At 68.4% G+C, this 24,821-nt stretch carries 26 protein-coding genes and 2 tRNA genes; 20 read left to right on the top strand and 8 right to left on the bottom strand.

Annotated elements, in window-relative coordinates:
- Window positions 1-383: 383 nt before the first annotated feature.
- The 5 genes from AC4F3Q_RS05805 to rpmH are packed head-to-tail and all read right to left on the bottom strand — an operon-like array spanning window position 384 to window position 2,741.
- Window positions 384-887: a Jag family protein gene (locus AC4F3Q_RS05805; RefSeq protein ID WP_168446781.1), complete on the bottom strand. Its 504-nt coding sequence runs from the start codon at window positions 885-887 to the stop codon at window positions 384-386.
- A gap of 42 nt (window positions 888-929) precedes the next feature.
- Window positions 930-1,877: a membrane protein insertase YidC gene (yidC, locus tag AC4F3Q_RS05800; RefSeq protein ID WP_491039129.1), complete on the bottom strand. Its 948-nt coding sequence runs from the start codon at window positions 1,875-1,877 to the stop codon at window positions 930-932.
- A gap of 54 nt (window positions 1,878-1,931) precedes the next feature.
- The gene (yidD, locus tag AC4F3Q_RS05795) at window positions 1,932-2,255 is read right to left on the bottom strand and encodes a membrane protein insertion efficiency factor YidD (RefSeq protein ID WP_491039191.1); all 324 of its coding nucleotides are present in this window, start codon (window positions 2,253-2,255) and stop codon (window positions 1,932-1,934) included.
- Window positions 2,252-2,602 (bottom strand): ribonuclease P protein component, encoded by a 351-nt coding sequence (rnpA, locus tag AC4F3Q_RS05790; RefSeq protein ID WP_491039128.1) that lies wholly within the window; start codon window positions 2,600-2,602, stop codon window positions 2,252-2,254. The genes yidD and rnpA overlap by 4 nt, the downstream gene beginning before the upstream one ends.
- 1 nt (window position 2,603) lies before the next feature.
- On the bottom strand, window positions 2,604-2,741 hold the full coding sequence (gene rpmH, locus AC4F3Q_RS05785) for a 50S ribosomal protein L34 (RefSeq protein ID WP_050347370.1): 138 nt from the start codon (window positions 2,739-2,741) through the stop codon (window positions 2,604-2,606).
- Window positions 2,742-3,234: 493 nt separating this feature from the next.
- On the opposite strand from rpmH, the gene dnaA reads away from it, so the two are divergent.
- From dnaA to AC4F3Q_RS05725, 12 genes are all read left to right on the top strand, one after another.
- Window positions 3,235-4,710: a chromosomal replication initiator protein DnaA gene (gene dnaA, locus AC4F3Q_RS05780; RefSeq protein ID WP_168446777.1), complete on the top strand. Its 1,476-nt coding sequence runs from the start codon at window positions 3,235-3,237 to the stop codon at window positions 4,708-4,710.
- A 580-nt stretch (window positions 4,711-5,290) separates the two neighbouring features.
- Window positions 5,291-6,421 (top strand): DNA polymerase III subunit beta, encoded by a 1,131-nt coding sequence (gene dnaN / locus AC4F3Q_RS05775; RefSeq protein WP_491039127.1) that lies wholly within the window; start codon window positions 5,291-5,293, stop codon window positions 6,419-6,421.
- A gap of 18 nt (window positions 6,422-6,439) precedes the next feature.
- On the top strand, window positions 6,440-7,657 hold the full coding sequence (gene recF, locus AC4F3Q_RS05770) for a DNA replication/repair protein RecF (RefSeq protein ID WP_491039126.1): 1,218 nt from the start codon (window positions 6,440-6,442) through the stop codon (window positions 7,655-7,657).
- Complete coding sequence (locus AC4F3Q_RS05765) at window positions 7,647-8,390, top strand: DciA family protein (protein WP_491039125.1); 744 nt, start codon at window positions 7,647-7,649, stop codon at window positions 8,388-8,390. The genes recF and AC4F3Q_RS05765 overlap by 11 nt, the downstream gene beginning before the upstream one ends.
- A 341-nt stretch (window positions 8,391-8,731) precedes the next feature.
- Window positions 8,732-10,762, top strand: coding sequence for a DNA topoisomerase (ATP-hydrolyzing) subunit B (gyrB, locus tag AC4F3Q_RS05760; RefSeq protein WP_491039124.1), 2,031 nt, complete (start codon window positions 8,732-8,734; stop codon window positions 10,760-10,762).
- A 160-nt stretch (window positions 10,763-10,922) separates the two neighbouring features.
- Window positions 10,923-13,532: a DNA gyrase subunit A gene (gyrA, locus tag AC4F3Q_RS05755; protein WP_491039190.1), complete on the top strand. Its 2,610-nt coding sequence runs from the start codon at window positions 10,923-10,925 to the stop codon at window positions 13,530-13,532.
- Complete coding sequence (locus AC4F3Q_RS05750) at window positions 13,529-14,242, top strand: DUF3566 domain-containing protein (RefSeq protein ID WP_491039123.1); 714 nt, start codon at window positions 13,529-13,531, stop codon at window positions 14,240-14,242. Before gyrA ends, AC4F3Q_RS05750 begins: the two co-directional genes overlap by 4 nt.
- A 125-nt stretch (window positions 14,243-14,367) precedes the next feature.
- Window positions 14,368-14,441 (top strand) — tRNA-Ile (locus tag AC4F3Q_RS05745).
- A 27-nt stretch (window positions 14,442-14,468) separates the two neighbouring features.
- On the top strand, window positions 14,469-14,588 hold the full coding sequence (locus AC4F3Q_RS05740; protein WP_210727078.1) for a DLW-39 family protein: 120 nt from the start codon (window positions 14,469-14,471) through the stop codon (window positions 14,586-14,588).
- 24 nt (window positions 14,589-14,612) lie between these two features.
- A tRNA-Ala gene (locus AC4F3Q_RS05735) sits at window positions 14,613-14,688 on the top strand.
- Between the two features lie 77 nt (window positions 14,689-14,765).
- Window positions 14,766-15,521, top strand: coding sequence for an HAD-IIB family hydrolase (locus AC4F3Q_RS05730; RefSeq protein ID WP_491039122.1), 756 nt, complete (start codon window positions 14,766-14,768; stop codon window positions 15,519-15,521).
- A gap of 44 nt (window positions 15,522-15,565) precedes the next feature.
- Complete coding sequence (locus tag AC4F3Q_RS05725) at window positions 15,566-15,994, top strand: hypothetical protein (protein ID WP_491039121.1); 429 nt, start codon at window positions 15,566-15,568, stop codon at window positions 15,992-15,994.
- A gap of 16 nt (window positions 15,995-16,010) precedes the next feature.
- Here AC4F3Q_RS05725 and AC4F3Q_RS05720 read toward each other — a convergent pair whose 3' ends face one another.
- Window positions 16,011-16,928, bottom strand: a complete 918-nt coding sequence (locus AC4F3Q_RS05720; protein WP_491039120.1) for a carbohydrate kinase family protein — start codon at window positions 16,926-16,928, stop codon at window positions 16,011-16,013.
- A 133-nt stretch (window positions 16,929-17,061) separates the two neighbouring features.
- Here AC4F3Q_RS05720 and AC4F3Q_RS05715 point away from each other — a divergent pair, with 133 nt between their 5' ends.
- Genes AC4F3Q_RS05715 through AC4F3Q_RS05705 form a run of 3 tightly spaced genes read left to right on the top strand, consistent with a single transcriptional unit; the run spans window position 17,062 to window position 19,777 of the window.
- Window positions 17,062-18,084, top strand: coding sequence for an ABC transporter ATP-binding protein (locus AC4F3Q_RS05715; protein WP_491039119.1), 1,023 nt, complete (start codon window positions 17,062-17,064; stop codon window positions 18,082-18,084).
- On the top strand, window positions 18,081-18,938 hold the full coding sequence (locus tag AC4F3Q_RS05710; protein ID WP_491039118.1) for an ABC transporter permease: 858 nt from the start codon (window positions 18,081-18,083) through the stop codon (window positions 18,936-18,938). The genes AC4F3Q_RS05715 and AC4F3Q_RS05710 overlap by 4 nt, the downstream gene beginning before the upstream one ends.
- Window positions 18,935-19,777 carry an ABC-2 family transporter protein gene (locus tag AC4F3Q_RS05705; RefSeq protein WP_491039117.1) on the top strand — a complete coding sequence of 281 codons (843 nt, stop codon included), beginning with the start codon at window positions 18,935-18,937 and terminating at the stop codon, window positions 19,775-19,777. The genes AC4F3Q_RS05710 and AC4F3Q_RS05705 overlap by 4 nt, the downstream gene beginning before the upstream one ends.
- A 76-nt stretch (window positions 19,778-19,853) precedes the next feature.
- Here the strand turns inward: AC4F3Q_RS05705 and AC4F3Q_RS05700 are convergent, their stop codons facing one another.
- On the bottom strand, window positions 19,854-20,882 hold the full coding sequence (locus AC4F3Q_RS05700) for a hypothetical protein (RefSeq protein WP_491039116.1): 1,029 nt from the start codon (window positions 20,880-20,882) through the stop codon (window positions 19,854-19,856).
- A gap of 120 nt (window positions 20,883-21,002) precedes the next feature.
- On the opposite strand from AC4F3Q_RS05700, the gene AC4F3Q_RS05695 reads away from it, so the two are divergent.
- Both AC4F3Q_RS05695 and AC4F3Q_RS05690 read left to right on the top strand, forming a co-directional pair.
- The gene (locus tag AC4F3Q_RS05695) at window positions 21,003-21,542 is read left to right on the top strand and encodes a peptidylprolyl isomerase (protein WP_491039115.1); all 540 of its coding nucleotides are present in this window, start codon (window positions 21,003-21,005) and stop codon (window positions 21,540-21,542) included.
- Window positions 21,543-21,742: 200 nt separating this feature from the next.
- Window positions 21,743-22,441 carry a rhomboid family intramembrane serine protease gene (locus AC4F3Q_RS05690; protein ID WP_491039114.1) on the top strand — a complete coding sequence of 233 codons (699 nt, stop codon included), beginning with the start codon at window positions 21,743-21,745 and terminating at the stop codon, window positions 22,439-22,441.
- A 228-nt stretch (window positions 22,442-22,669) separates the two neighbouring features.
- Here AC4F3Q_RS05690 and AC4F3Q_RS05685 read toward each other — a convergent pair whose 3' ends face one another.
- Window positions 22,670-22,972 carry a cell division protein CrgA gene (locus AC4F3Q_RS05685; protein ID WP_350308746.1) on the bottom strand — a complete coding sequence of 101 codons (303 nt, stop codon included), beginning with the start codon at window positions 22,970-22,972 and terminating at the stop codon, window positions 22,670-22,672.
- Window positions 22,973-23,099: 127 nt separating this feature from the next.
- On the opposite strand from AC4F3Q_RS05685, the gene AC4F3Q_RS05680 reads away from it, so the two are divergent.
- From AC4F3Q_RS05680 to AC4F3Q_RS05670, 3 genes are read left to right on the top strand one after another with little or no spacing between them, the layout of a single operon-like run.
- Window positions 23,100-23,852: a DUF881 domain-containing protein gene (locus AC4F3Q_RS05680; RefSeq protein ID WP_491039113.1), complete on the top strand. Its 753-nt coding sequence runs from the start codon at window positions 23,100-23,102 to the stop codon at window positions 23,850-23,852.
- Window positions 23,849-24,607 carry a class E sortase gene (locus AC4F3Q_RS05675; protein WP_491039112.1) on the top strand — a complete coding sequence of 253 codons (759 nt, stop codon included), beginning with the start codon at window positions 23,849-23,851 and terminating at the stop codon, window positions 24,605-24,607. Before AC4F3Q_RS05680 ends, AC4F3Q_RS05675 begins: the two co-directional genes overlap by 4 nt.
- The gene (locus tag AC4F3Q_RS05670) at window positions 24,607-24,798 is read left to right on the top strand and encodes a hypothetical protein (protein WP_491039111.1); all 192 of its coding nucleotides are present in this window, start codon (window positions 24,607-24,609) and stop codon (window positions 24,796-24,798) included. Before AC4F3Q_RS05675 ends, AC4F3Q_RS05670 begins: the two co-directional genes overlap by 1 nt.
- The last annotated feature ends 23 nt before the right edge of the window (window positions 24,799-24,821 follow it).

Below are 24,821 nucleotides of genomic sequence, written 5' to 3'. Positions count from 1 at the left end.
ACATCGGCCACCTACAAGCTGCACTCGGCCACACCAACGGCCGATCGCACTCGGAGAGTGGGGCTCACATCCACAGCTGCGGGCGCCGGCCTCTGGCCACGAAGCGGCCTTCCCCGCCGAACCGCCGTCGGTTCCCGTCCAGCGGTTCCAGTCCCGCAGACCGACACCACCTGCCGCACCCGCCACCTCGACTGGCGACGTCGAACCCGCAGGCTCATCGCCTTCAGGGGCGCCGCCCTGCACGGAGTGCGAGCAGAGGGCGACGCGAGTGTTTCACGTGAAACCTCTCTGCACGCGTCGACCGCCCGCAAGGAACGCTCCGGAACGCCAAGAGCCGCCGACACCCTTGGTGTGCGGCGGCTCCTGTCCGTGTGTGCGGTGACTCAGCCCGCAGGCTGGATCTCGATATAGCGCTCCGGGTCCACCCCGTACGAAACGCTCGTGAGACCGGCAGCGGTCACGACGTCGTGCACGACCTTGCGCTCGAACGCGTTGAGCGGGTCGAGCGCGAGGGCCTCCCCCGTCGAGCGGACCGTCTCGATCGCCTTCTCCGCGACGACCGTCAGCTCAGCACGGCGCTTCGCGCGGTACCCGCCGATGTCGAGCATCAGACGCGACCTCTCTCCGGTGCGGGCCTGCACCGCGAGCCGGGTCAGCTCCTGCAGTGCGTCCAGCACCTCACCGTCCTTTCCGGCGAGGTGCGAGAGCGAACCGTCGTTCTCTGTGACGATGTCCACGGTCGCGCGACCGTGATCGATGTCCATGTCGATCTCGCCGTCGAGGTCGGCGATGTCGAGAAGCTCTTCGAGGTAGTCCGCGGCGATCTCGCCCTCGTCCTCGAGCCGCTGGGTCGCCGAGCGAGGCTCCTCGTTACGCGTCGTGGTCACGTCATGCTCCTGTGGGTGTGTGGGCCGAGGCCGAGGTCACGATCACTTCTTCTTCTTGCGCTTCTTAGACACGGGCTGCTGCCGCTGTCCAGCAGGCTTCTCGTCCACGGCAGTGGTCGTGCTGGTCGCGTCGGCTGCCGCAGGCAGCGTGCCCTTCGCCTTCTTGCGTGCCTCGAGGCGCTTGGCGGCCTCGGAACCCGGCGTCGGCATCTTGCGGATCGTGTAGAACTGCTGGCCCATCGACCACAGGTTCGAGACCGTCCAGTAGACGAGCACACCGATCGGGAAGTTCACGCCCGAGATCGCGAAGATCACCGGCAGGAAGTACATCATGTTCTTCTGCATCGCCGCGGTCGGGCCCTCGAGGGCCGACGGCGGCATGTTCTTCATCGTCAGCTGGCGCTGGGTGAAGAACTGCGTGATGCACATGACCACGATGAGGATCGCCGTAACGATCTTGACCTCGTTGACGTCCGTGTTGAGGAACGTCTCAGAGAGAGGCGCGCCGAAGAAGCGCGACGACTCGATCTGCGCCGCGACCTGCTGATCGATCGGGCCGATACCACCGGTCTTGCCGCGGGCGATCGCCGGCAGCCCGTTGAGGACACGGAAGAGCGCGAAGAAGATCGGAGTCTGCAGAAGGATCGGCATGCAGGACGAGAACGGCGTCGTCTTGTGCTGCTTGTAGAGCTCCTGCATCTCGCGGGCCATCGCCTCGCGCGACGCGGGGTCCTTACGGTTCGCGTACTTGTCCTGGAGCTTCTTCATGTCCGGGGCGAGCAGCTGCATCCCTCGGGAGGCGTGGATCTGCTTGAAGAACAGGGGGATCAGTGCCGTGCGGATGACGAGGGTGAGCCCGACGATCGACAGGACCCAGGTCACGCCGCCCGTGGCGGACATCCCCAGAGTCTCCAGGAGCCAGTGGCACCCGTACATGATCCAGGCGACAACCCATTGGATCGGCAGTAGCAGGTCGTACAGGGAATCCATCGAGACGGCTCCAGAGCGTGCGGTGAAGGGGCGAGGTGCTGGGAAGGTCGAGAGTCAGTGAGCGTGCTGGTGATGCCGCTTGCCCCGTGAACCCGACACGGGAGGAACGTCGTCGACACCGCCGTAGTTCCAAGGGTTGCACCTGAGCACCCGCCAGATCGCGAGCCCTCCGCCCCGGAAGACGCCGTGGCGCCGCACCGCCGTGATCGCGTAGGACGAGCACGACGGGTAGAACCGGCAGGTCGGCCCCGTCATCGGCGACAGGACGATCTGGTACAGCCGCAGCAGCCCGATCAACGCCGCTGAGGGGAGCCCGATGAGGACCGCCCGCAGCGAGCGCCGCTCGCGCTGGATGTTGGCTGCCCCGACCGACGTCATCGTGGGGCCCGCCCGGTCCGAGCACGCGTGACGCACGCGGCAAGATCCTTCGTCAGCTGTGCGTAGCTGCAGTCCGCTGCGGCGGGGAGCGCCCGCACAACGACGGTCGTGCCCTGGGGCAGCGAGTCCACGAGGTGGCTGGAAGCATGCCTCAGCCGTCGCTTGACGCGGTTACGCACCACGGCGTTCCCGACAGCCTTGGAGACGACAAAACCGACCATGGCGGATTCGTCGCTCTCCTGGGAGAGCAGATGAACCACCATGGTCGATCGTCCGGCGCGCGCGCCCTTCCTTACCGTCCGCCCGAAGTCGGCCGAACGGCGAAGGCGCTGCGCCGCAGGCAGCACCTCAGGCGGAGAGCTCGGCGCGGCCCTTGCGGCGGCGGGCGGCGAGGATCGCGCGACCCGCGCGCGTGCTCATGCGAAGCCGGAAGCCGTGGGTCTTGGCACGACGCCGGTTGTTCGGCTGGAAAGTCCGCTTGCTCACGAGTAACTCCAAGGAGGTTGGGGAGTACTACCTCCCACAGGCAGGAGACAGTCACGAGGTTGTGCCTAGGCACTGATTCAGCGCGCCGCCCGTGCCCTCATCGAGGGCATGGCGAAGGTGCCGAATGGCTTGACAACGCTACGTCGCGACCAGGCCTCTGGTCAAACCAGCACTACCACGCCGCGGCGGGAGTCCGACGCATCGCGACACGAACTCTCCCTCGTGCCGGCCTCCACCGTGCACCCACATCCTGTGAAGGGCCGGTCCCCACGTTGTGGAAATCAGCACACCACGACAAGCCTGCCGGGTGCTGTCGGCGGAGCCCGCAGAACCGGAGGGAACATCGGGAGCCTCGAGATCGTGCGGCTCGAGCGGCCCCGCAACGTGACAGGGCGAGGCACCTGATCTGAACGCACAGGCTGTGGACAACTATGTGGATCGTCGCCCGCCGTGACAGACTCACCACGCACCTACCGTCTACGAAGGATCCGGGATGTCCAGCCCTGACGACTCCGTCACAGCCGTATGGAGCTCCGCCCTCGCAGAGCTCGAGGCAAGCCCGGACATGACTCCGCGCCAGCTCGCGTTCATCAAGCTCGCCCACCCGCTCGCGCTGGTCGAGGGCAACATGATCCTCGCCGTGGCCAACGAGTGGACGCGCGACTACCTCGAGAGCCGGGTGCGCCTCGAGCTCACCCAGGCCCTCGTCAACGCGACGGAGCGCGACGACGCACGCTTCGCCATCACGGTCGACACGACTCTCGACGACGGTACCGAGGCCGCGCACCTGCGCCAGGCCAAGCCATCGACCGGCCAGGTTCCCGTGGTCACGCCCGCCGGGGCTCCGCCACAGGCGGCGCCGACCCAGCTCATCTCTGAGAGCGACGTCTTCAACCCCAACCGCAGGCCGTCGTCGAACCCTTCCTCGTTCGAGCCTACGAGTCTCAACGCGCACTACATCTTCGAGACCTTCGTCATCGGCGCGTCCAACCGTTTCGCCCACGCAGCTGCCGTCGCGGTCGCCGAGGCGCCGGCCAAGGCCTACAACCCTCTGTTCATCTACGGCGACTCGGGACTCGGGAAGACGCACCTGCTCCACGCGATCGGTCACTACGCGCAGAGCCTGTATCCGGGAGTGCGCGTCCGCTACGTCAACTCCGAGGAGTTCACGAACGACTTCATCAACTCGATCGGTGAGGGCAAGGCGGGCGCCTTCCAGCGCCGGTACCGCGAGGTCGACGTTCTCCTCATCGACGACATCCAGTTCCTGCAGGGCAAGGAACAGACGATGGAGGAGTTCTTCCACACCTTCAACACGCTGCACAACGCCAACAAGCAGGTCGTGATCACGTCCGACCTGCCGCCCAAACAGCTCAACGGCTTCGAAGACCGCCTGCGCTCGCGCTTCGAGTGGGGCCTCATCACCGACGTGCAGCCGCCCGACCTCGAGACGAGGATTGCGATCCTCCGCAAGAAGGCCTCGGGTGAGCGGCTCGCTGCTCCTGACGACGTGCTCGAGTACATCGCTTCGAAGATCACGACGAACATCCGTGAGCTCGAGGGTGCACTGATCCGCGTGACGGCGTTCGCGAACCTCAATCGTCAGCAGGTCGACCTCGGCCTCGCGGAGATCGTGCTGAAGGACCTCATCACCGACAACGACACGTCGCAGATCACTGCGGCGAGCGTGATCGCGCAGACGGCGACGTACTTCGGTCTGACGATCGAGGACCTGTGCGGCAGCTCGCGTTCCCGTGTGCTCGTCACCGCGCGCCAGATCGCGATGTACCTCTGCCGCGAGCTCACGGACCTCTCCCTCCCGAAGATCGGTCAGCAGTTCGGTGGCCGCGACCACACGACCGTCATGCACGCCAACCGGAAGATCGGTGCACAGATGGCGGAGCGGCGCTCGATCTACAACCAGGTGACCGAGCTCACGAGCCGCATCAAGCACGAGCACCGCAGCTGACTACCCCGTGACGGGTCGGCTCGTGCCGTGGACACGCCGTGACCTCGACGTGACCTTCAAGAATGCATGGGACGACTGTCCACACCTGTGGGCAAGGCTGTGGATAGACGTGGACGACACCCCCAAAACTGTGGACGGCGCGGTGGACTCTCGTGGACGCCGCGGGGGGCCGATCGTGCCGTCCACACCCGACCGCCGCAGTCCACAGGTTCTTGCATCTCTCGGCACACACGCAAAAACCGTGCGTGACCTGCTGAGACAGCCCTGATCCACGGAATCCACAGCACCGATGACGACGACGAACCCTTCACCTCAGAGAAATCCACACACCTTCATCCAGTGACTCTGGCGGCCAACACCCTCGTCCCCAGATCGGCTCCGACCTGTTCCTTGACTCCACAGGCAGGCCCTGGACGACGACACGACGGCTACCGCGCAGACCCATCGGTGTGCCAAGAGACACCGAGGTGACTCTCAAGCCTCGGCTCGCGTAGTGTGGGGCAGATCCGTGACCGCTCGTGCGTCCCCGCACGCTGGCTCCGGACTGTTCTCACGAGCTCGACGTCCTGGAGGGTGGCCGATGAAGTTCCGCGTCGAACGCGATGTCCTCGCCGAGGCGGTCACCTGGACCGCTCGCACGCTGCCGGCACGGCCGCCGGCCCCCGTCCTCTCCGGTATCCGGATCGAGGCGGACGAGGTGGGCATGCTCAAGCTCTCGACGTTCGACTACGAGGTCTCCGCCCGCTCGGAGATCCCGGCTGAGGTGTCACAGACTGGCGAGGTGCTCGTCTCGGGCCGGCTCCTCGCGGAGATCTCTCGCGCGCTGCCCAACAAGCCTGTGGACGTCACGCTCGACGGCAGCAAGGTCACCGTGACGTGCGGTGCGAGCCGGTTCACCCTGCTCACCATGCCGGTCGAGGACTACCCGGCGCTGCCCGCGATGCCTGCGACGGTCGGTACCGTCTCCGGCGACGAGCTCACCTCCGCCGTCGCGCAGGTCTCCGTCGCCGCGAGCAAGGACGACACGCTCCCGCTCCTCACGGGAGTTCGCCTCGAGATCGAGGGCGAGCAGATCACCCTCCTCGCCACGGACCGTTACCGTCTCGCACTGCGCGAGCTCACGTGGAAGCCCTCCCGCCCGGACATGTCGGACGTCGCGCTCGTGCGCGCCCGCACCCTGTCTGACGTCGCGAAGTCGCTCGGCTCGTCCGGCGAGGTCACCGTGGCGCTCTCGACGGGCGCCGGCGTCGACCTCATCGGATTCGAGGCTGGCGGGCGGCACACGACGTCTCTCCTGGTCGACGGCGACTACCCGCCCGTGCGGCGTCTCTTCCCTGACGAGACGCCGATCCACGCCGTCGTCCCGACGCAGCCGCTCATCGAGGCGACCAAGCGTGTCGCCCTCGTCGCTGAGCGCAACACCCCGATCCGTCTGACGTTCGGCGACGGCTCCGTCGTGCTCAACGCCGGCCAGGGGGACGACGCACAGGCGTCGGAAGCGCTCGAGGCGCTGATCGTCGGTGAGGACATCTCGGTCGCGTTCAACCCGACGTTCCTCCTCGACGGCCTGGGCGCGCTCGGCACGGACTTCGTCCGGATGAGCTTCACGCACCCGAACAAGCCGGTCGAGTTCACCGGGCAGGAGTCGCTCGATGGCGAGGACCTGACCCACTACCGCTACCTGCTGGTCCCGATCCGCTTCGCCAGCTGACGAGGGTTTGCGCGTCGCATGTACGTCTCGCACCTCTCGCTGCACGACTTCCGGTCGTACGCCGAGGTGGACCTCGAACTCGAACCTGGGGTCAACGCGCTCGTCGGGCCGAACGGCCAGGGCAAGACGAATCTCGTCGAGGCGATCGGCTATGTCGCGACTCTCGGTTCCCACCGCGTCGCGACGGACTCCGCGCTGATACGCGCTGGTCAGGACCGCGCGCTCGTGCGGTCGCGCGTGGTGCGTGGGGACCGGGCGAGCACGATCGAGATCGAGATCAACCAGGGGCGAGCGAACCGTGCGCGCATCAATCGCGCGGTCACGACCAAGGTGCGCGACGTCGTCGGGATACTGCGGACGGTGCTGTTCGCCCCCGAGGACCTCGTCCTTGTCAAGGGAGACCCCGACGCGCGGCGGCGCTTCCTCGACGACCTCACGGTCCTCGTGACGCCGCGGATGTCGAGCGTGCTGAGCGACTACGACCGGGTGCTGCGTCAGCGTTCGGCGCTCCTCAAGTCGGCAGGATTCGCACGTCGTACGCGCGGTGCCGCGCCGGACCTGTCGACGCTCGACGTGTGGGACGCGCGGCTTGCTGAGCTCGGCGCGGAGATCATCGCTGTCCGGCAGCGGCTGGTGCACGCGATCGCACCGCACGTCCAGGAGGCGTACGAGCAGGTGAGCGCGGGCCAGGGGGAGGCGGTGGCGACGTACCGCTCGTCGCTCGCGGTCACGCTCGACGTCGACCCTGAGGTCGCGTCGACCGGTCTGCCGAGCCGTGCTGAGCTGGAGACCCAGATGCTCGAGGCGCTCGGGCGCGTGCGCGCGAAGGAGCTCGAGAGGGGTGTGTGCCTCGTCGGTCCGCACCGTGACGATGTCAGTCTCGTCCTCGGTGGGCTGCCTGCGAAGGGGTATGCGAGCCACGGTGAGTCGTGGTCGTTCGCGCTCGCGCTGAGGCTCGCGGCGTACCGGTTCCTGGCGTCCGGCAGCGCCGGTGGTCTTGGCGCGGTGGACGACGACGACCTGTGGGTCGCCGACTCGCGCGAGGATGGTGAGCCCGTGCTCATCCTCGACGACGTGTTCGCGGAGCTCGACGTGCGGCGCCGCGAGCGTCTCGCGGAGCTCGTGGGGGGTGCGCGGCAGGTGATCATCACGGCTGCGGTGCCTGAGGACGTCCCTTCGAGCCTGCGCGGCACACGGCACGACGTCCTGGAGGGACGTGTGAGCCGTGTCGTCTGACGACGTCGTCCCCGAACGTCCGGAACCGGCTGCTGCTGCGGCGGAGGCTGTGGCGAAGGCCCGGGCTGCGGCGCGACGCGCGAGCGCCCGCGCGGAAGCGGAGCGCGCCCAGCACGAGGCGAGCGCTCCGCGCGACGATGCTGAGATCGCGCACGCTCAGACGGCCACGTGGGACGGGTCGGCTGTCGTCGTGCGCGACGACGACGCGCTCGAGCCGCCGGGAACGGTTCGCGACGTCGTGGAGCTGCCCTCGCCGGCGCAGGTCGCGCGCGAGGCCCTCAACCGTGCGAAGGCGGCGGCGCGGGAGCGCGGCCTGCGGCCGGGGATGCCACGGAAGCGGGCAGACTTCACCGTCCGCTCCGGGCCTGGGCGCGACGGCCGTGACCCCCAGCTCTTCGGCTCGACCATGTCTTCGCTGCTGCGGGAGCGTGGCTGGGAGGAGGAGGTGTCGGTCGGCGGTGCGATCGGCAGGTGGCGCGAGGTCGTGGGCGACGAGATCGCTGACCACAGCACGCCGGAGCACTTCGAGGACCATGTGCTGCACGTGCGGGCGAGCTCGACGGCGTGGGCGACCCAGCTCAAGCTGCTGACCCCGCAACTGCTGACGCGGCTCGCTGCGGAGCTGGGTGAGGGGGTCGTCTCCGAGGTGCGTGTCCAGGGCCCCGTGGGTCGGTCGTTCAGCCGTGGTCAGCGTTCGGTCAAGGGGCGCGGGCCGCGGGACACGTGGGGCTGACAGGGATGGGGCACGAGCCGCGGTGAGGTGCTGTGGGAAAGGCTGTGGAAAAGTCGTGTCAGGCCGACGATTCTGCCGTTTCCAGGTAGACTAGGGAAGTTGGCTGGTAAGACGTCGACGAGGGGCACGGGACGGCACGCGAGGTGCAGCGTCCCAGGTCCCTCCGTTCGCGTCAGGACGCCGACGCCGCATCGTGAGAGGCGCAGCCCAGGACTTCCCTCAGGCTTCCCTCCCGCGTCTTGCCGCTCGCGCGGCGAGTGGTCGATCTCTGCAGTCCGACATGTCGGACGTGACGTTGACCTGCGGGAACATGGAGCACAACGTCGAGGAGCACTTCTTCAGTGACTGAGCAGCCGACCAACGCCGGACCTACAGGACCGGTCGACCCGGACAACTCCTACGACGCAAGCGCGATCACGGTCCTCGAGGGCCTCGAGGCCGTCCGGAAGCGCCCCGGCATGTACATCGGTTCGACCGGTGAGCGTGGTCTGCACCACCTGGTGTACGAGGTTGTGGACAACTCTGTGGACGAGGCGCTCGCGGGGCACTGCGACCACATCGAGGTGACCCTCCTCGACGATGGTGGCGTGCGTGTCGTCGACAACGGTCGAGGCATCCCCGTGGCGATCCACCCGACCGAAGGTCGACCCACCGTCGAGGTCGTGATGACGATCCTCCACGCCGGTGGAAAGTTCGGCGGATCCGGTTATGCCGTGTCCGGCGGTCTGCACGGCGTCGGCATCTCGGTGGTCAACGCTCTCTCGGAGCGCGTCGAGACCGAGGTGAAGCGTGACGGTTTCACGTGGAACCAGAGCTTCGCCGACGGCGGCAAGCCGGTCGGGGAGCTCCGCAAGGGCGCGGCGACCGACGAGACCGGAACGACCCAGACGTTCTGGCCGGACGGCTCGATCTTCGAGACGACGCACTTCGACTTCGAGACCCTTCGGGCGCGGTTCCAGCAGATGGCATTCCTCAACAAGGGACTCGCGATCACGCTGACGGACGAGCGCCAGCACGTCGACTCCGAGGACGACCTCGAGAGCGCGGCGGAAGAGTCCGAGAACCTCCAGCGCCGCGTCACGTACAAGTACGACAACGGCCTGATCGACTACGTGCGTCACCTCAACTCCGCGAAGAAGCGCGAGCTGATCCACCCCGAGATCATCGACGTCGAGGCGGAGGACGCGGAGAAGCGCATCTCCGTCGAGATCGCGATGCAGTGGACCGACGCGTACTCGGAGTCCGTGCACACGTACGCGAACACCATCTCGACGACCGAGGGCGGCACGCACGAGGAGGGTTTCCGTGCAGCCATGACGTCCCTGATCAACCGGTACGCGCGTGCCAAGGGCATCCTCAAGGAGAAGGAGGAGAACCTCACGGGTGACGACATCCGCGAGGGACTCACCGCCGTCATCTCCGTCAAGCTCGGCGAGCCCCAGTTCGAGGGCCAGACGAAGACGAAGCTCGGCAACACCGAGGCCCGCACGTTCGTCCAGTCCGTCGTCAACGAGAGGCTCGGCGACTGGCTCGACTCGCACCCGAACGAGGCCAAGGACGTCATCCGCAAGGCGATCCAGGCGGCACAGGCGCGGCTCGCAGCTCGCAAGGCGCGCGAGGCCACCCGCCGCAAGGGGTTGCTCGACTCGTTCTCGATGCCCGGCAAGCTCAAGGACTGCCAGTCCAACAAGGCTGAAGAGTGCGAGATCTTCATCGTCGAGGGTGACTCGGCAGGAGGCTCCGCCGTCCGCGGACGCAACCCGTACAACCAGGCGATCCTCCCCTTGCGCGGGAAGATCCTGAACGTCGAGCGTGCCCGCCTCGACCGGGCGCTCGGCAACGCCGAGATCCAGGCGCTCATCACCGCGTTCGGCACGGGCATCGGTGAGGACTTCGACCCGGAGAAGATCCGCTACCACAAGATCGTCCTCATGGCAGACGCCGACGTCGACGGCAAGCACATCTGCACCCTGCTGCTCACGCTGCTCTTCCGCTACATGCGACCGCTCATCGAGGCCGGATACGTCTACCTCGCTCAGCCACCGCTGTACCGGATCAAGTGGTCGAACGCGCCGCACGACTACGTCTACTCGGACCGTGAGCGTGATGCTTTCCTCGAGGCCGGCCAGGCCGCCGGGAAGCGCGTTCCCAAGGAGAACGGCATCCAGCGCTACAAGGGTCTCGGTGAGATGGACTACACCGAGCTGTGGGACACGACGATGGACCCAGAGCACCGCACGCTGCTCCAGGTGTCCCTCGACGACGCCGCAGCCGCCGACGAGATCTTCTCGGTGCTCATGGGTGAGGACGTCGAGCAGCGACGTTCATTCATCCAGCGCAACGCCAAGGACGTGAGGTTCCTGGACATCTGAGCCGACCGGGCGACCGCCCGGCCAGCACCAGCAGGAACCACGACAAGAACCGGCGTCCGCGCCGAGCGAAGGAACCAGGACCGTGAGCGACGAGACTCCCGACACCACCACGCCGAAGGCGCTCGAGGCGAGCGCCGTCAACGGCGTCAACCACGGGCGCATCGACGAGATCGACCTCAACCAGGAGATGCAGAGGTCGTTCCTCGACTACGCGATGAGCGTCATCGTGTCGCGTGCCCTCCCCGACGTGCGCGACGGCCTCAAGCCCGTGCACCGGCGCGTGCTCTATGCGATGTTCGACGGCGGATATCGCCCGGACCGGGCGTTCTCCAAGTGCACCCGCGTCGTCGGCGACGTCATGGGCAAGTTCCACCCGCACGGCGACACCGCCATCTACGACGCCATGGTGCGCCTCGTCCAGGACTGGTCGCTCCGGTATCCGCTCGTCTCCGGTCAGGGCAACTTCGGCTCGCCCGGAAACGACCCGGCCGCAGCGCCGCGGTACACCGAGTGCCGCATGGCGCCCCTCGCGATGGAGATGGTCCGCGAGATCGACAAGGACACCGTCGACTTCCAGGACAACTACGACGGCCGTACCCAGGAGCCGACGGTCCTGCCGTCGCGCTTCCCGAACCTCCTCGTCAACGGGTCCGCCGGCATCGCCGTGGGCATGGCGACGAACATCCCGCCGCACAACCTCCGCGAGGTGGCCGAGGGTGTCCGTTGGCACCTCGCCCACCCCGACGTGCCCCGCGAGGAGCTGCTCGAGGCGCTCCTGGGCATCATCAAGGGTCCGGACTTCCCGACCGGCGCGACCATCCTCGGTCGCAAGGGCATCGAAGACGCCTACCGCACGGGCCGCGGCTCGATCACGATGCGTGCGGTCGTCAACGTCGAGGAGATCCAGGGCCGCATTTGCCTGGTCGTCACCGAGCTGCCCTACCAGGTCAACCCGGACAACCTCGCCGCCAAGATCGGTGACCTCGTCAAGGACGGCAAGATCCAGGGGATCGCCGACCTGCGCGACGAGACGTCGGGCCGCACCGGCCAGCGTCTTGTCATCGTGCTCAAGCGCGACGCCGTCGCCAAGGTCGTGCTCAACAACCTCTACAAGCACACGCAGCTCCAAGACACCTTCGGCGCGAACATGATCGCGCTCGTCGACTCCGTCCCGCGCACGCTCTCGATCGACGCGTTCATCCGCCACTGGACCACGCACCAGATCGAGGTCATCGTCCGCCGAACGCGCTACATGCTGCGCGAGGCCCAGGAGCGGGCGCACATCGTCGTCGGCTACCTCAAGGCTCTCGACGTCCTCGACGAGGTCATCGCGCTCATCCGCGCGTCCGCGACCGTCGAGGACGCACGCACCGGCCTGATGGAGTTCCTCGACGTCGACGAGCTCCAGGCCCGCGCGATCCTCGCCCTCCAGCTGCGCGCGCTGGCTGCCATGGAGCGCCAGCGTCTCGCGGACGAGTATGCCGAGCTCGAGCGCAAGATCGCGGACTTCAACGAGATCCTCGTGACGCCGCAGCGTCAGCGCGACATCGTCGGCGAAGAGCTCGAGGAGCTCGTCGCAAGCTATGGCGACGAGCGTCGGACACACATCCTCCCGTTCGACGGCGACGTGTCCATGGAGGACCTCATCGCCGAGGAGGAGATGGTCGTCACGATCACGCGCGGCGGCTACGTCAAGCGCACGCGGACGGACAACTACCGGGCGCAGAAGCGTGGCGGCAAGGGCGTCCGCGGTGCGCAGCTGCGCGAGGACGACATCGTCGACCACTTCTTCGTGACGTCGACCCACAACTGGTTGCTGTTCTTCACCAACTTCGGGCGGGTGTACCGGGCGAAGGCTTACGAGCTGCCTGAGGGCGGCCGCGACGCCAAGGGCCAGCACGTCGCGAACCTCCTCGCGTTCCAGCCGGACGAGAAGATCGCCCAGGTGCTCGCGCTGCGCCACTATGACGACGCCGAGTACCTCGTCCTCGCGACGCGACGCGGCCTCATCAAGAAGACGCGCCTGTCCGAGTACGACACGAACCGTTCCGCAGGCCTCATCGCGATCAACCTCCGCGAGGACGAGGAGGGCCGCTCGGACGAGCTCGTGTCCGCGCGCATCGTCGAGTCGACCGACGACATCATCCTGGTCTCGCGCAAGGGCCAGTCGATCCGGTTCACGGCGAACGACGAGCAGGTCCGTCCCATGGGCCGTTCTACGTCGGGCGTCACCGGCATGAAGTTCCGCGACGACGACGACCTTCTCGCTATGGACGTCGTCCGCGACGACGCCTATCTCTTCACGGTCACGGAGGGCGGCATCGCCAAGCGCACGCAGCTCACGACCGACAACTACCGCGTCCAGGGACGTGGCGGGCTCGGCATCCGTGTCGCCAACCTGCCGGAGCGCAACGGCGACCTCGTCGGTGCGCTCGTCGTCGACGAGGGTGACGAGGTGCTCGTCATCATGGAGCGCGGCAAGATCGTGCGCTCAGCGGTCGCCGGGGTGCACCCGACCGGACGCACGTCGCAGGGCGTGATCTTCGCCAAGCCTGACAAGAACGACCGCATCATCGGGGTCGCTCGCAACGAGGAGGCCAGCGAGGACCAGGACGCCCTCGCCGGTGCCGAGGACGTCGAGGCCGGTGAAGACTCTGTGGACACCTCCTCCGCGAGCCCGACGGAGCGTGACGACGTGAGCGACGACGGACAGACTGTTCCTACCGCCGCGCCCGACGACGAGGCCGGCAACGAGGAGGACGCGCAGTGACCGAGAAGGACAAGAAGGGCGCGGCCGCGCCCCCGGCCATCGCACCGCGCAAGCCAGTCCCCCGTCCTGCGACGGACAAGGCCAAGGCGACCAACCCGGTCCCGGCCCCGCCCGCCGAGGAGGCAGCCGCCACGAGCAGCCCCGTCGAGACGGCCGCCGTGCCGTCGGGTCCATCGGCACAGGCCGCGAGCTCCGCCCCCGAGACGGCGTCCGCCGGGCCGGCGAAGACGACGTCGTCAGGTCCGGACGTGTCCTCCCCTGCGCCCGACGCGAGCCAGCCGGCCTGGCGGCCTGCGGCGTCGCCCGCCGAGGACGACCTGGATGTGGAGCCCAGCGCCCCCGTGGCCGGACCGCGCAAGGTGCGGCTCACCCTGTCGCGCGTCGACCCGTGGTCCGTCATGAAGCTGTCGTTCCTGCTGTCTGTCGCCGCGGGAGTCATGCTCATCGTCGCGGCCTGGGTGTTCTGGTACGCGGTCAACAGCATGGGTGTCTTCACGCAGATCGACGAGATGGTCCGCGACATCGTCGGCTCGGAGTCGACGCTCGACATCCTGCAGTACGTCGAGCGTGACAAGGTCCTCTCGCTCGCGACACTCATCGCGGTCGTCGACGTCGTCCTGCTCACTGCGCTCGGCACGATCGGCGCGTTCCTCTACAACGTCACGGCCGCGCTCGTCGGCGGCCTGCACGTCACGCTGACCGACGAGTGAGCTGCTGAGCTCACCTCGGCGATCGACGACGCTCCTCGGTTTTGGATGATCGGCGCCGCTGAGGTAGTCTCATCAGCGCTGCTGGTCGCGGCCCCCTGATCCAGGTGGGACGCGCAGCGCGGTACGGGCCCATAGCTCAGGCGGTTAGAGCGCTTCCCTGATAAGGAAGAGGTCGGAGGTTCAAGTCCTCCTGGGCCCACGACACACCTCACCGATGGAGGATGCGATGAAGAAGGTCTTGATCCTGGCGCTCGTCGCAACCGCCGGCTATGCCGCCTGGCGCAAGTACTCCGAGGAGACCGCACGCCGCGACGTGTGGTCCGAGGTCACGGATACCTTCGAGTAAGACCCGCGGGCTGACGCCCGCCACGGGGCCATGGCGCAATTGGTAGCGCACCTGCTTTGCAAGCAGGGGGTTGGGGGTTCGAGTCCCCCTGGCTCCACCAGCACTTCCCCGCACTGGCCGGCCGATCACCGCTGACCGACGATCGGGACGGTATCCCGACCACGTTGGAGCCTTCCTGTGACCACGCCGCGCCTCGTCGCTTTCGACCTGGACGACACCCTCGCGCCGTCGAAGTCCCCCCTCGACCCGCGCATGAGCGACCTCGTCACGAAGCTCCTCGAGAAGGTCGAGGTGTGCATCATCTCCGGCGGTCAGATCGCTCAGTTCCGCAGCCAGGTGATCGAGCGTCTCGACGGCGCGGAGGACGCAGCGCTCCGGCGCCTCCACCTGATGCCCACCTGTGGCACGCAGTACTTCCGTCACCTGGACGGGCAGTGGCAGCAGGTGTACGCCGAGACGCTGAGCGACGACGAGAAGTCGCGTGCGCTCGCCGCCGTCGAGCAGGAGGCTCGCCGGCTCGGGCTGTGGGAGACCGACACGTGGGGGCCGATCCTCGAGGACCGCGGCTCGCAGATCACGTTCTCTGCTCTCGGTCAGGCTGCCCCCGTCGCGGCGAAGTCTGCCTGGGACCCGATCGGCGAGAAGAAGTCCATGCTGCGCTCGGCCGTCGCCGAGCTGCTCCCGGACCTCGAGGTCCGGTCGGGCGGCTCGACGTCCGTCGACATCACGCGCAAGGGCATCGACAAGGCGTACGGGATGGACAAGCTCGCGGATGCGACCGGGATCCCGCTCGACGACATGCTGTTCGTGGGGGACCGTCTGGACGAGGCGGGCAACGACTACCCGGTCCTGGCGATGGGCGTCACCTGCCACGCGGTCGAGGGCTGGGAAGACACGGCGGACTACCTCGAGGCACTCATCCCCACCCTGTGATGTGGTGCCGTGCTCGCACTCGAGCGCCTCGCTAGGGTGGACAGATGCCGACTCCTGTCTCCGCGCCCATGATCCTCAACGACTCACGGAGCGTGCCGCACCTGCTCGTGTCGAGCGCGGCGACGTACGCGATCGCTCTCGTCGATCCGCGGAGTCTGGATCGTGCGGGTCTGCGCGCCTATCGCGCGGCGAACAGTGCGTTCACCGCGTGGATGGCCTGGGCGGTCCTCAGCACAGAGACGCCTGACCTGTCGCGGCGCGCTCGGGCTGGCGCGGCGGTCGGCGGTGCGGCGCTCGGCCTGGCGAGCGCACGGTGGAGCGAACGGCTCGACGGCCGCATGCACGAGAGGCTCTCACGGTGGGGCGTGCGACGGCCACGCGTCGTGCTCGCGGCTGGCAGCACGGCGCTCGGCGTGCTGGGATGGTGGCGCGGGCGGCAGGACGCGGCTGAGGGCCTGGATTCCGAGAGCTGACCAGACCCCCGTGTCACTACCGGGCGGCAACCAGCTCCGCGAGATGTGCGGCGCTAGTCAGCCCGGTCGAGGCGCCCGAGGCACCCACCTTCCACCCCGCGAACGTCGTCGCGACGACGAGCGCGTCACGAGGTGACGCGCCGCCGAGGACGGCATGCACGTACCCGCTCAGGAGGGCGTCACCCGCGCCGACGGTGTTGACCACGCCACGGGGCGCGACGGCTGCGACGTCGTGGATCTCGACGTCGTTCCCGTGGCGGTGACGCACGGTCGCGCCGTCCGGCCCCCGGCCGAGTATCACGGTCGCCGCGGGGTACAGCTCCTGGATCGCGCGGAGGTAGTCGTGCGGGTCACGGCCGTCGAGACCTTCGTCGCTCACGACGAGTGTGTCGGCGCCCGTGAGGAACTCGCGGTCGTACGCGTCGTGCAGGTCGTGGAGGACGTGCACGTCGATCGCCATCGGGATGCCTTCCCCGCGCACGCGCCGCAGGATGTAGCGGCACATGTTCATGTTGCCGACGACGGCGACGTCACAGCCGTCCATCGCCTCCGCGAGGGTGTCGGCCGGGTAGACCGTCGTCGGCTCCTGGAGGTCCTTGAGGTCGGTATGCACCTGGCGGCGCCCGTCAGGGTCGACGAGGATCACCGACTGGCACGTCGCACCCGGGACGGTGAGGACGAACCTGTCGTCGACGCCGGCCTCTCGGACGTCACGGCGGGCGAGCTCGCCGAGCGGGTCGTCCCCGACGAGGCTGACGAAGCGGACGTCGTGCCCGAGACCCGCGAGGGCCTTCCCGACGTTCCAGGCCGCGCCCGAGACGTTCGTCGTCACGCCGTGGAACGGGTAGGTGACGGGGTGGTAGCCGAGCGGGAAGCCGTCGATCCGCAGGTTCGTCTCGACGTTGATCATGCCCGCCACGAGCACCCGTGCCATGTCCCGCTCCTCTTCTGCGGCCCGCCCGGGCCTCAGACGAGACTAGCGCGCAACCTTGCAGCAAAATTGCTCGCGGTCTGTCAGACGGAGGCGCTACGTTTCTCCGGACCGCACGGCACCCCGGTGCAGGGCCGTGATCAGCAGCTACGAGAGGTTCACCATGATCGTCGTCGAGGATCTCGTCCGGGAGTTCGAGATCACCGTCCGTGAGCCAGGCCTCAAGGCTGCACTGCGCTCGATCGTGAAGCGCGAGCACCGCACCGTGACCGCCGTCGAGAACGTCTCCTTCACGGCTGGCGGCGGACAGGTGCTCGGCTTCCTCGGACCGAACGGCTCCGGAAAGACGACGACGCTCAAGTGCCTCGCGGGTCTCCTCACCCCCACGTCGGGTCGGGTCGAGGTCCTCGGGCACACGCCCTCCCGACGGGACCCGGAGTTCTTGCGGCAGCTCGGCTTCGTCATGGGGCAGCGCTGGCAGCTGCACATCGACCTGCCCGTCATGGAGTCCTTCGAGCTGCACCGTGTGACGTACGGGCTCGGGCGCCGCGAGTACGAGGACAGCCGGGACGAGCTCATCGAGATGCTCGGGCTCGGACCGTTCGTCATGCAGCAGGCGCGCAAGCTCAGCCTGGGGCAGCGCATGCGCTGCGAGTTCGCAGCGTCGCTCATGCACCGGCCCCAGGTCGTCCTCCTCGACGAGCCGACCCTGGGCCTCGACTTCGAGGCGCAGGTGCAGATCCGGGAGTTCGTCGCCGAGTACGTCGCGCGCACCGGAGCGTGCGTGCTGCTCACCTCGCACTACCTCGCGGACATCGAGGCCCTGTGCCAGGAGGTCATGACGATCTCGGGCGGTCACCTCACCTATCGCGGGCCGCTGCGCGACGTCCAGGCGATGGCGAGCGACACGAAGCGGGTCCGCGCACAGCTCGTCCGGCCGATGCCCGAGTCAGAGCTCTCCGAGCTCGACCTGGACGGCGACGTCGACGTCGTCGACCACTCGGCGACCGAGCTCGTGCTCGAGGTGCCGCGCGGGCGGACAGGGCACGTGGTCGGACGCCTTGAGCAGTCTGATGCCGTGTCTGACCTGACCATGGTCGACCCGCCGCTCGAGGAGACGCTGCACCAGCTCTACCAGCGCACCGGGGCGGAGGCATGACCGCGCCGGTCGCGGTCACCGTGCCGCAGGCACGAGAGCTGCAGAGGACACCGGTACGTGGCGCGCGCTACGTCGCGCGCGTGACGGGAGCCGTGCTGCGAAGCGAGCTCCAGGCCAGGGCCGCCTACCGGGCACAGCTCGCGATCGGGGCGCTCGGCTGGGTTGTCCCGCTCGCCTTCATGGCACTGTGGCGCGGTGCGTCCGACGACGGCGCCGTCAGCGGTGTCACGCAGGCCCAGTTCACGACGTACTTCGCGATCGTCCTCGTCACGACGAGCCTCTCCCTCGGCGGAGGGATCATCTTCGGCCTCTCCGACCGGCTGCACGACGGCCGGTTGTCGGCGATGCTCCTGCGGCCGTACCACCCGGTCATCGTCCCGGCCGCGGAGGAGCTCGCGAGCAATGTGTACCGCCTGCCGATGCTCGTCGTGGTCGTCCCGACGATCATCATCGCCGCCGGCGGTCAGACGACGGGGACTCCCAGCGACGTCGCGCTCGCCGTCGTCGTTACCGTCCTCGGCGTCGCGGCGTCGTCCTACCTGAGCGCGATGGTCGCGACGATCGCCTTCTGGATGACGAAGGCGCACGGCGTCCAAGGCCTGCTCTTCGGGGCAGAGTGGGTCCTCGGCGGGATGATCTCGCCGATCGCGCTGCTTCCCGGGGCGCTGCCGTCGATCCTCGCGCACCAGCCGCTCTGGTACGCGTGCGGTGCGCCCGCGGAGATCGTCGCAGGCATGGGAGACCACTCGTGGTGGCTCGTCGCCGAGTGCGCGGCATGGATCCTCGTCCTGCACCTGATCTTCCGGCAGGTGTGGAGACGCGCGCTGCGCAAGCACGAGGCGGTCGGTACATGAGCGCGCAGACCGACGCCGTCACGCGCGAGCAGGAGCGGACCCAGGTCGGCAGCCTGCGCCACACCCTCGCCGTCGTGTGGTGCGGATGGCGAGCGGCGCTGTCCGGTGCCGCCGAGTACCGCGGCGACCTCGTCGTCGGCACCCTCGTGTCGCTCGTCTGGCTCGGGGTCTCCGCCGTGCCGTCGATCGTCGTCACGCTGCACACCGACGGTGCTGGGGGCTGGACGCTCCCGCGCCTGATGTACCTCCTGGCCATCTGGTACCTCATGGACGCGGTGATGTGGATCATCATCATGCCGAACATCGGTCAGTGGGGCAGACAGGTACAGACCGGGGCGCTCGACGCCGTGCTGCTAAGACCCGTGCGGTCGCTCGTCATGTGCTCGTTCGGCACGCTCGGCGTCCAGGACCTGCCGAAGATCCTGCTGGCCGCAGCACTCGGGGCCGGTGCCGTGGTGCGCGGAGGGGGCCCGGCGTCGGTCGGCGCGCTCGTCGCGAGCCTCGTGTGCCTCCTCTGCGGCCTCGTGCTCATGTGGGCGTTCGGCGTCCTCACGAGCTACAAGGTGCTCACTCAGGTGCAGTTCGATGCGAGCTTCCTGCTGCACGCGGGTCACAACCTCGCGCGCGTCCCCACCCCGCTGTACGGCCGCGCCATCCAGGTTCTCCTGACGTGGGTCGTCCCGGTCTCGTTCGTCGCGACCGTCCCTGCGCAGATGATGTTCTCGATGGCGTCGGCGTGGATGGTCGTCGCGGCCGTGCTCGTCACGGCCGCAGTCGTCCTGCTCGTCGTCGTGCTCTGGAACAGGGAGGTGCGGCGGTACTCCGGTGCTATGAGCTGACTGGCAACGCAACGCAGACGACGACGGCGCCGCACCCGGACGGGTGCGGCGCCGTCGTGGCGTCAGGTGGCGAGAGTCAGGCCTCGCCGTCCGCCTTCTCGACCGTGTCGGTGCCCGCTGCGGGCTTGGGAACGTCATCGGTCGCGGCCGGCTTCGGCTTCGCCGGAGCCTTGGGCTTCGGTGCTGCGGAGCGCACCTTCTCGGCCGCCTTCTTCGCCGACGCCTTGACCTCGTCGACCTTCTCAGCGAGATCCTCGCGAGCCTCGGCCGCCTTCTCCGCGAGCTCCTCGGCAGTCTCCTTCGTCTTGGCCACCGTCACGCCGGCCGCCTCGCCCACGACCTCAGCCGCGTGGCCGACGGCGTCCTTCGTCTCCTCGACGAAGTCGTCGAACGTGCTGCCCTCGACCTTCTCCCAGGGCTCGGCCCACGGGTCGACCTCAGGCTGGGACTTCTTCCAGACGACGTACGCGCCTCCCGCAGCGGCCGCCGTCCCTGCGACCCACCAGAACGCCTTGCCCTTGCCGCCCTTGTTCTGCGCCTTCTCGGCGCTCTTCGCTGCCTTCTCCGCGACGACGGCGAGCTTGTCGGCGCTCTTGGCCACGCGCTCGCCCGCAGCAGAGGCGACCTTGCTGGTGCTGCTCCCCGCCTTGTCCGCGACGTCGTCGGCCACGCGCGCGAGCACGTCCGCGGCGCTCTCCGCCGCGTGACCCGACTTCTCCGCTGCGGTCGCCGCCGCCGCGTTGAACGCTGCCACCAGGCGCGGCAGATAGTCCTCGACCAGCTTGTCGTGTGCCGTGTCGATCACCGGTGCCGCCTTGAGAGCCGCCTTCTCGACCTGGGGCGCGGCCGCCTGCACACCGTCGTCCCAGGCCTTCTCGATGCGCGGCTGCAGCCACTCGCGGAACGCCTCGAGCCGGGGCTGGCTCCAGTCGAGCGCCGCCGCAGCGGCATCCTTCGCCTGGTTCGCGAGGTGCGCAGCGACCTGCGAGGCCTGCGCACCCGCCTCGCTGACAGCCGCAGCAGCGGCTGCCGCCTGGTCCTTGACCTTCTCGGAGTCGATCGTCTCGAGGGCTTCCCGGGCCGAGCTGCGAATGCCGTGCGACATGTGTCCTCCTGAGCGGTGACGTGCCTGTGCGTGGTTGTCCTCACTACTCTGCCACCAGAGCGACCCTCCCGCACCGGTCCCACGGCGTCTTTGGGGCGTCCTCGTGGGAGAATGGCGCTCATGTTCGCAACCCTGCACACCACTTCTGGTGACATCCGCATCGAGCTGTTCCCGAACCACGCACCCAAGACGGTCGAGAACTTCACGGGTCTCGCGACCGGGTCCAAGTCCTGGACGGACCCCAAGACCGGCGAGGCCTCGAACGCGCCGTTCTACGACGGTCTGGTGTTCCACCGCGTCATCGACGGCTTCATGATCCAGGGCGGCTGCCCGCTCGGCACGGGCACCGGTGACCCGGGCTACAAGTTCAACGACGAGATCCACCCGGAGCTGCAGTTCTCCGAGCCCTACCTGCTGGCCATGGCCAACGCAGGGACGCGCCGCAACCCGATCACGGGTGAGGCCGAGGGCACCAACGGTTCGCAGTTCTTCATCTCCGTCGCGCCGACCCCGTGGCTCAACGGCAAGCACACGATCTTCGGCAAGGTCGCCGACGACGCCTCGCGCGCCGTCGTCGACGCGATCGCCAGCACGCGCGTGCGCCCGGGCGACCGCCCCGTCGAGGACATCGTGATCAGCTCGGTGACCATCGAGAACTGATCGTTGACAGCAGCGACCCCGAGGGCCGCCGCAACCCCAGGAGCGAGAGCATGACGAGTGCACACGACGGGGCTGCGGCGGCCCCTGTCTGTCCCCGCCACCCGGACCGGGTGTCCTTCGTGAGCTGCCAGCGGTGCGAGCGACCTGCCTGCCCCGAGTGCCAGCGGCCCGCCGCGGTCGGGGTGCAGTGCGTCGACTGCGTGAGGCAGCAGCAGAAGGCCGCGCGCCCGGAGCGGTCCGCGCTCGGTGCGCGGGTACGGACCCACCGTCCGGTCGCGACCGTCACGATCATCGCGCTGTGCGTGCTCAGCTTCGTGCTGCAGAACGCGCTGCCCTTCGACGCGTGGACCGGGCGGTGGGTGTTCACGCCGTGGATCGCCGACGTGCAGCCCTACCGCTTCCTGACGACGGCGTTCCTGCACTCGGACTCGATCTTCCACATCGCGTTCAACATGTACGCGCTCTGGATGGTGGGACCGGTCCTCGAACGCCTGCTCGGGATCGGGCGCTTTGTGTCGCTGTACGTGCTGACCGCGATCGCCGGGTCCGTCGGCTACCTGCTCCTCGCGTCGCCGACGAGCGCCTCGTGGGTGACGATCGTCCCCGGTGCGTCCGGCGCGATCTTCGGTCTGTTCGGGGCCTTCATGGTGGTGCTCCGGCGCTTCGACTCGAGCAGCACGCAGCTCTATGCGGTGATCGGGATCAACTTCGCGCTCGGGTTCTTCCTCCCGGGCATCGCGTGGCAGGCGCACCTGGGCGGGTTCGTCGTCGGCGTCATCATGGGCGCCGGCTACGCATATGCGCCTCGGGAGCGACGGACGCCGTGGGCGTTCGCGATCCCCGTGCTCACGGCCGCTGTGCTCGCGGCAGCCACGATCGTCAAGTACGCCGCCGTCTAGCTGGCTGTGGACAACTTCGGTTTTCCACAGTTCTCCACAGGCTTGCTCACAGGTGTGGAATTACATCGGTGTACTTATCCACACCCTTGTCCACCGCTGGGGACAGGCCACTGGGGAAGGGCCTGATCTGTGCACGGGCCTGGGGACGCCAGCCGCGCTGCGCTGACCAGACCCGGAACGACGGACGGCGTCACCCTCGAGAGGATGACGCCGTCCGACAAGGCGCGGCTACTTCCAGCGAGTCGTCAGACCGAAGCCCGCGATCATCAGGGCGAAGCCCACCACGAGGTTGTAGTTGCCGATCGGCAGCGGGTACTGCATCTGCGCCAGGTAGGCCACGACCACGTACACCAGACCGGCGATCATGAGGCCCAGCATCGTCGGGACGAGCCAGCGCGGGTTGCCCGTCGTCGCAACCTTCACCGGCTTGCTGCCCGACTTCGCCTTCTTCGCCTGCTCCTTCTTCACGGAAGGTGGCAGGACGACCTTCTCGCCCGCGTTGTCGTTCTCGGACGACTTGGATTCGGTCACGGAGACGGCTCCTGTCCTGCTGCTGTGTCGGGTCAGGCGGACCATGACGATCCGCAGTTCACCCCATAGCCTAGTGGTCCTGCCGTAACATGCCCCGCAGGTCGAAGCCGTGGAAGGGAGTGCCGCCATGCGTGACGCCGTCGCGGGCGGCCAGCGACCGGTGCGAGCCACCGTCGCGGTCACCCTCGTGCTCGCGCTCGCAGGCCTCCTGTTCACCGCCAACGCGCGGCTCTCCCGCAGCGGCGGAGAGCGCCACGCGACCAACCTCGCCGAGCTCGTCGAGGTCGAGAACGACCGCGTCCGCCAGCTCGGGGAGCAGGTCGACCAGATCACCGCCGAGATCGACAGCATCCTCGCCAACCCCACCGTCGTCGACACACCCGAGGACGAGAACATCGCCCAGAGCGACGCGATCATGGCAGGGACGGTCGCCGTCACGGGCCCGGGCCTGAGCGTCACGCTCGACGACGCGCCCCCATCCACGCCCTTGAGCGCCACGGTGCGCCCGGACTCCCTCGTCGTCCACCAGCAGGACCTCGAGGCGGTCATCAACGCCCTCTGGGCCGGCGGTGCCCAGGCGATGACGCTCCAAGGGCAGCGCGTCACCGTGTCGACGGCGTTCCGCTGCGTCGGAAACGTCCTCTCGCTCGGAGGCCGGGTCTACTCTCCGCCCTACCGCGTCGAGGCGATCGGGGAGCCCACCGCTCTCGAGGCCGCGCTCGGCGCGTCGCGCGAGATCCAGATCTACCGCCAGTGGGTCGACCGGGTCGGTCTCGGGTGGAGCGTCGACGTGGCTGACAGCCTCGAGATCCCTGCCGGAAGCCTGCCCGCCGAGCTCGCTCAGGCGCAGGTCCCCGCGGGCGTCGACGTGCTGCCGTGACGGACGCTGCACAGGACGGGCAGCCAGCCCCGAAGCGACGCGGTGCGAGCGACGTCATGTTCGGCGTCGTCGGCGTCGTGGGTGAGCTGCTCATCACCCTCGGCGTCGTCCTCGGTCTCTTCGTCGTCTGGCAGCTGTGGTGGACCGACGTCCAGGCTGCCCGAGCGCAGGAGCAGATCGTCGCCGGGCTCGACTGGCCCCGACCCTCGAGCGCCGAGGCACCCGTCGCAGGGCTGCGGACAGACCCACCCCCCACGCTCGACGAGCCCACGCAGGACGGCGACACGATCGCGCTCCTGAGCGTCCCGCGCTGGGACGGGCAGGACGACGCCGTGACCGTCCGGCAGGGTGTCGACCGTCCCACTATCCTCGACACCGGCTCGGGTGGGCACTACCCCGGGACCGCCATGCCCGGCGGGGTCGGCAACTTCGCCGTCGCAGGGCACCGCACCACGTACGGCAAGCCGTTCAACAGGATCGCGGAGCTCGAACCCGGAGACGCTCTCGTCGTGCGCACTGCGGACCTGTGGTTCGTCTACCGCGTGACCGAGCACCGCATCGTCCTGCCCGAGCAGGTCGACGTCGTCGCGCCCGTGCCCGGCAAGCCCGGCGCCACGCCCGAGCGCGCGACCATCACGCTCACCGCCTGCCACCCCATGTTCTCGGCGCGCGAGCGCTACATCGTGCACGGCGAGCTCGAGGGGTGGATGCCTGTCGCGGACGGCGTCCCCGCCGCCCTCACGGAAGGAGCATGATGTACGGAGCGTTGTGGCGGGCACTCCCCGGGCCAGCATGGGCGAAGATCCTCGTCCTGACGATCCTCGCGGTCGTGCTCGTCGCGATCGCCTTCGAATGGCTGTTCCCGCTCGTGGCGGAGCACATACCCTTCAACGAGCAGACCGTCGAGCAGGGCTCCGCAGTCCTGCCCGCGCTGCCCCAGTCCTGAGCCCGACCCCGTTACGAAGCACG

It is taken from the genome of Flavimobilis sp. BM9, from assembly GCF_058313055.1.
This window is presented reverse-complemented; position numbering and strand designations above follow the sequence as displayed.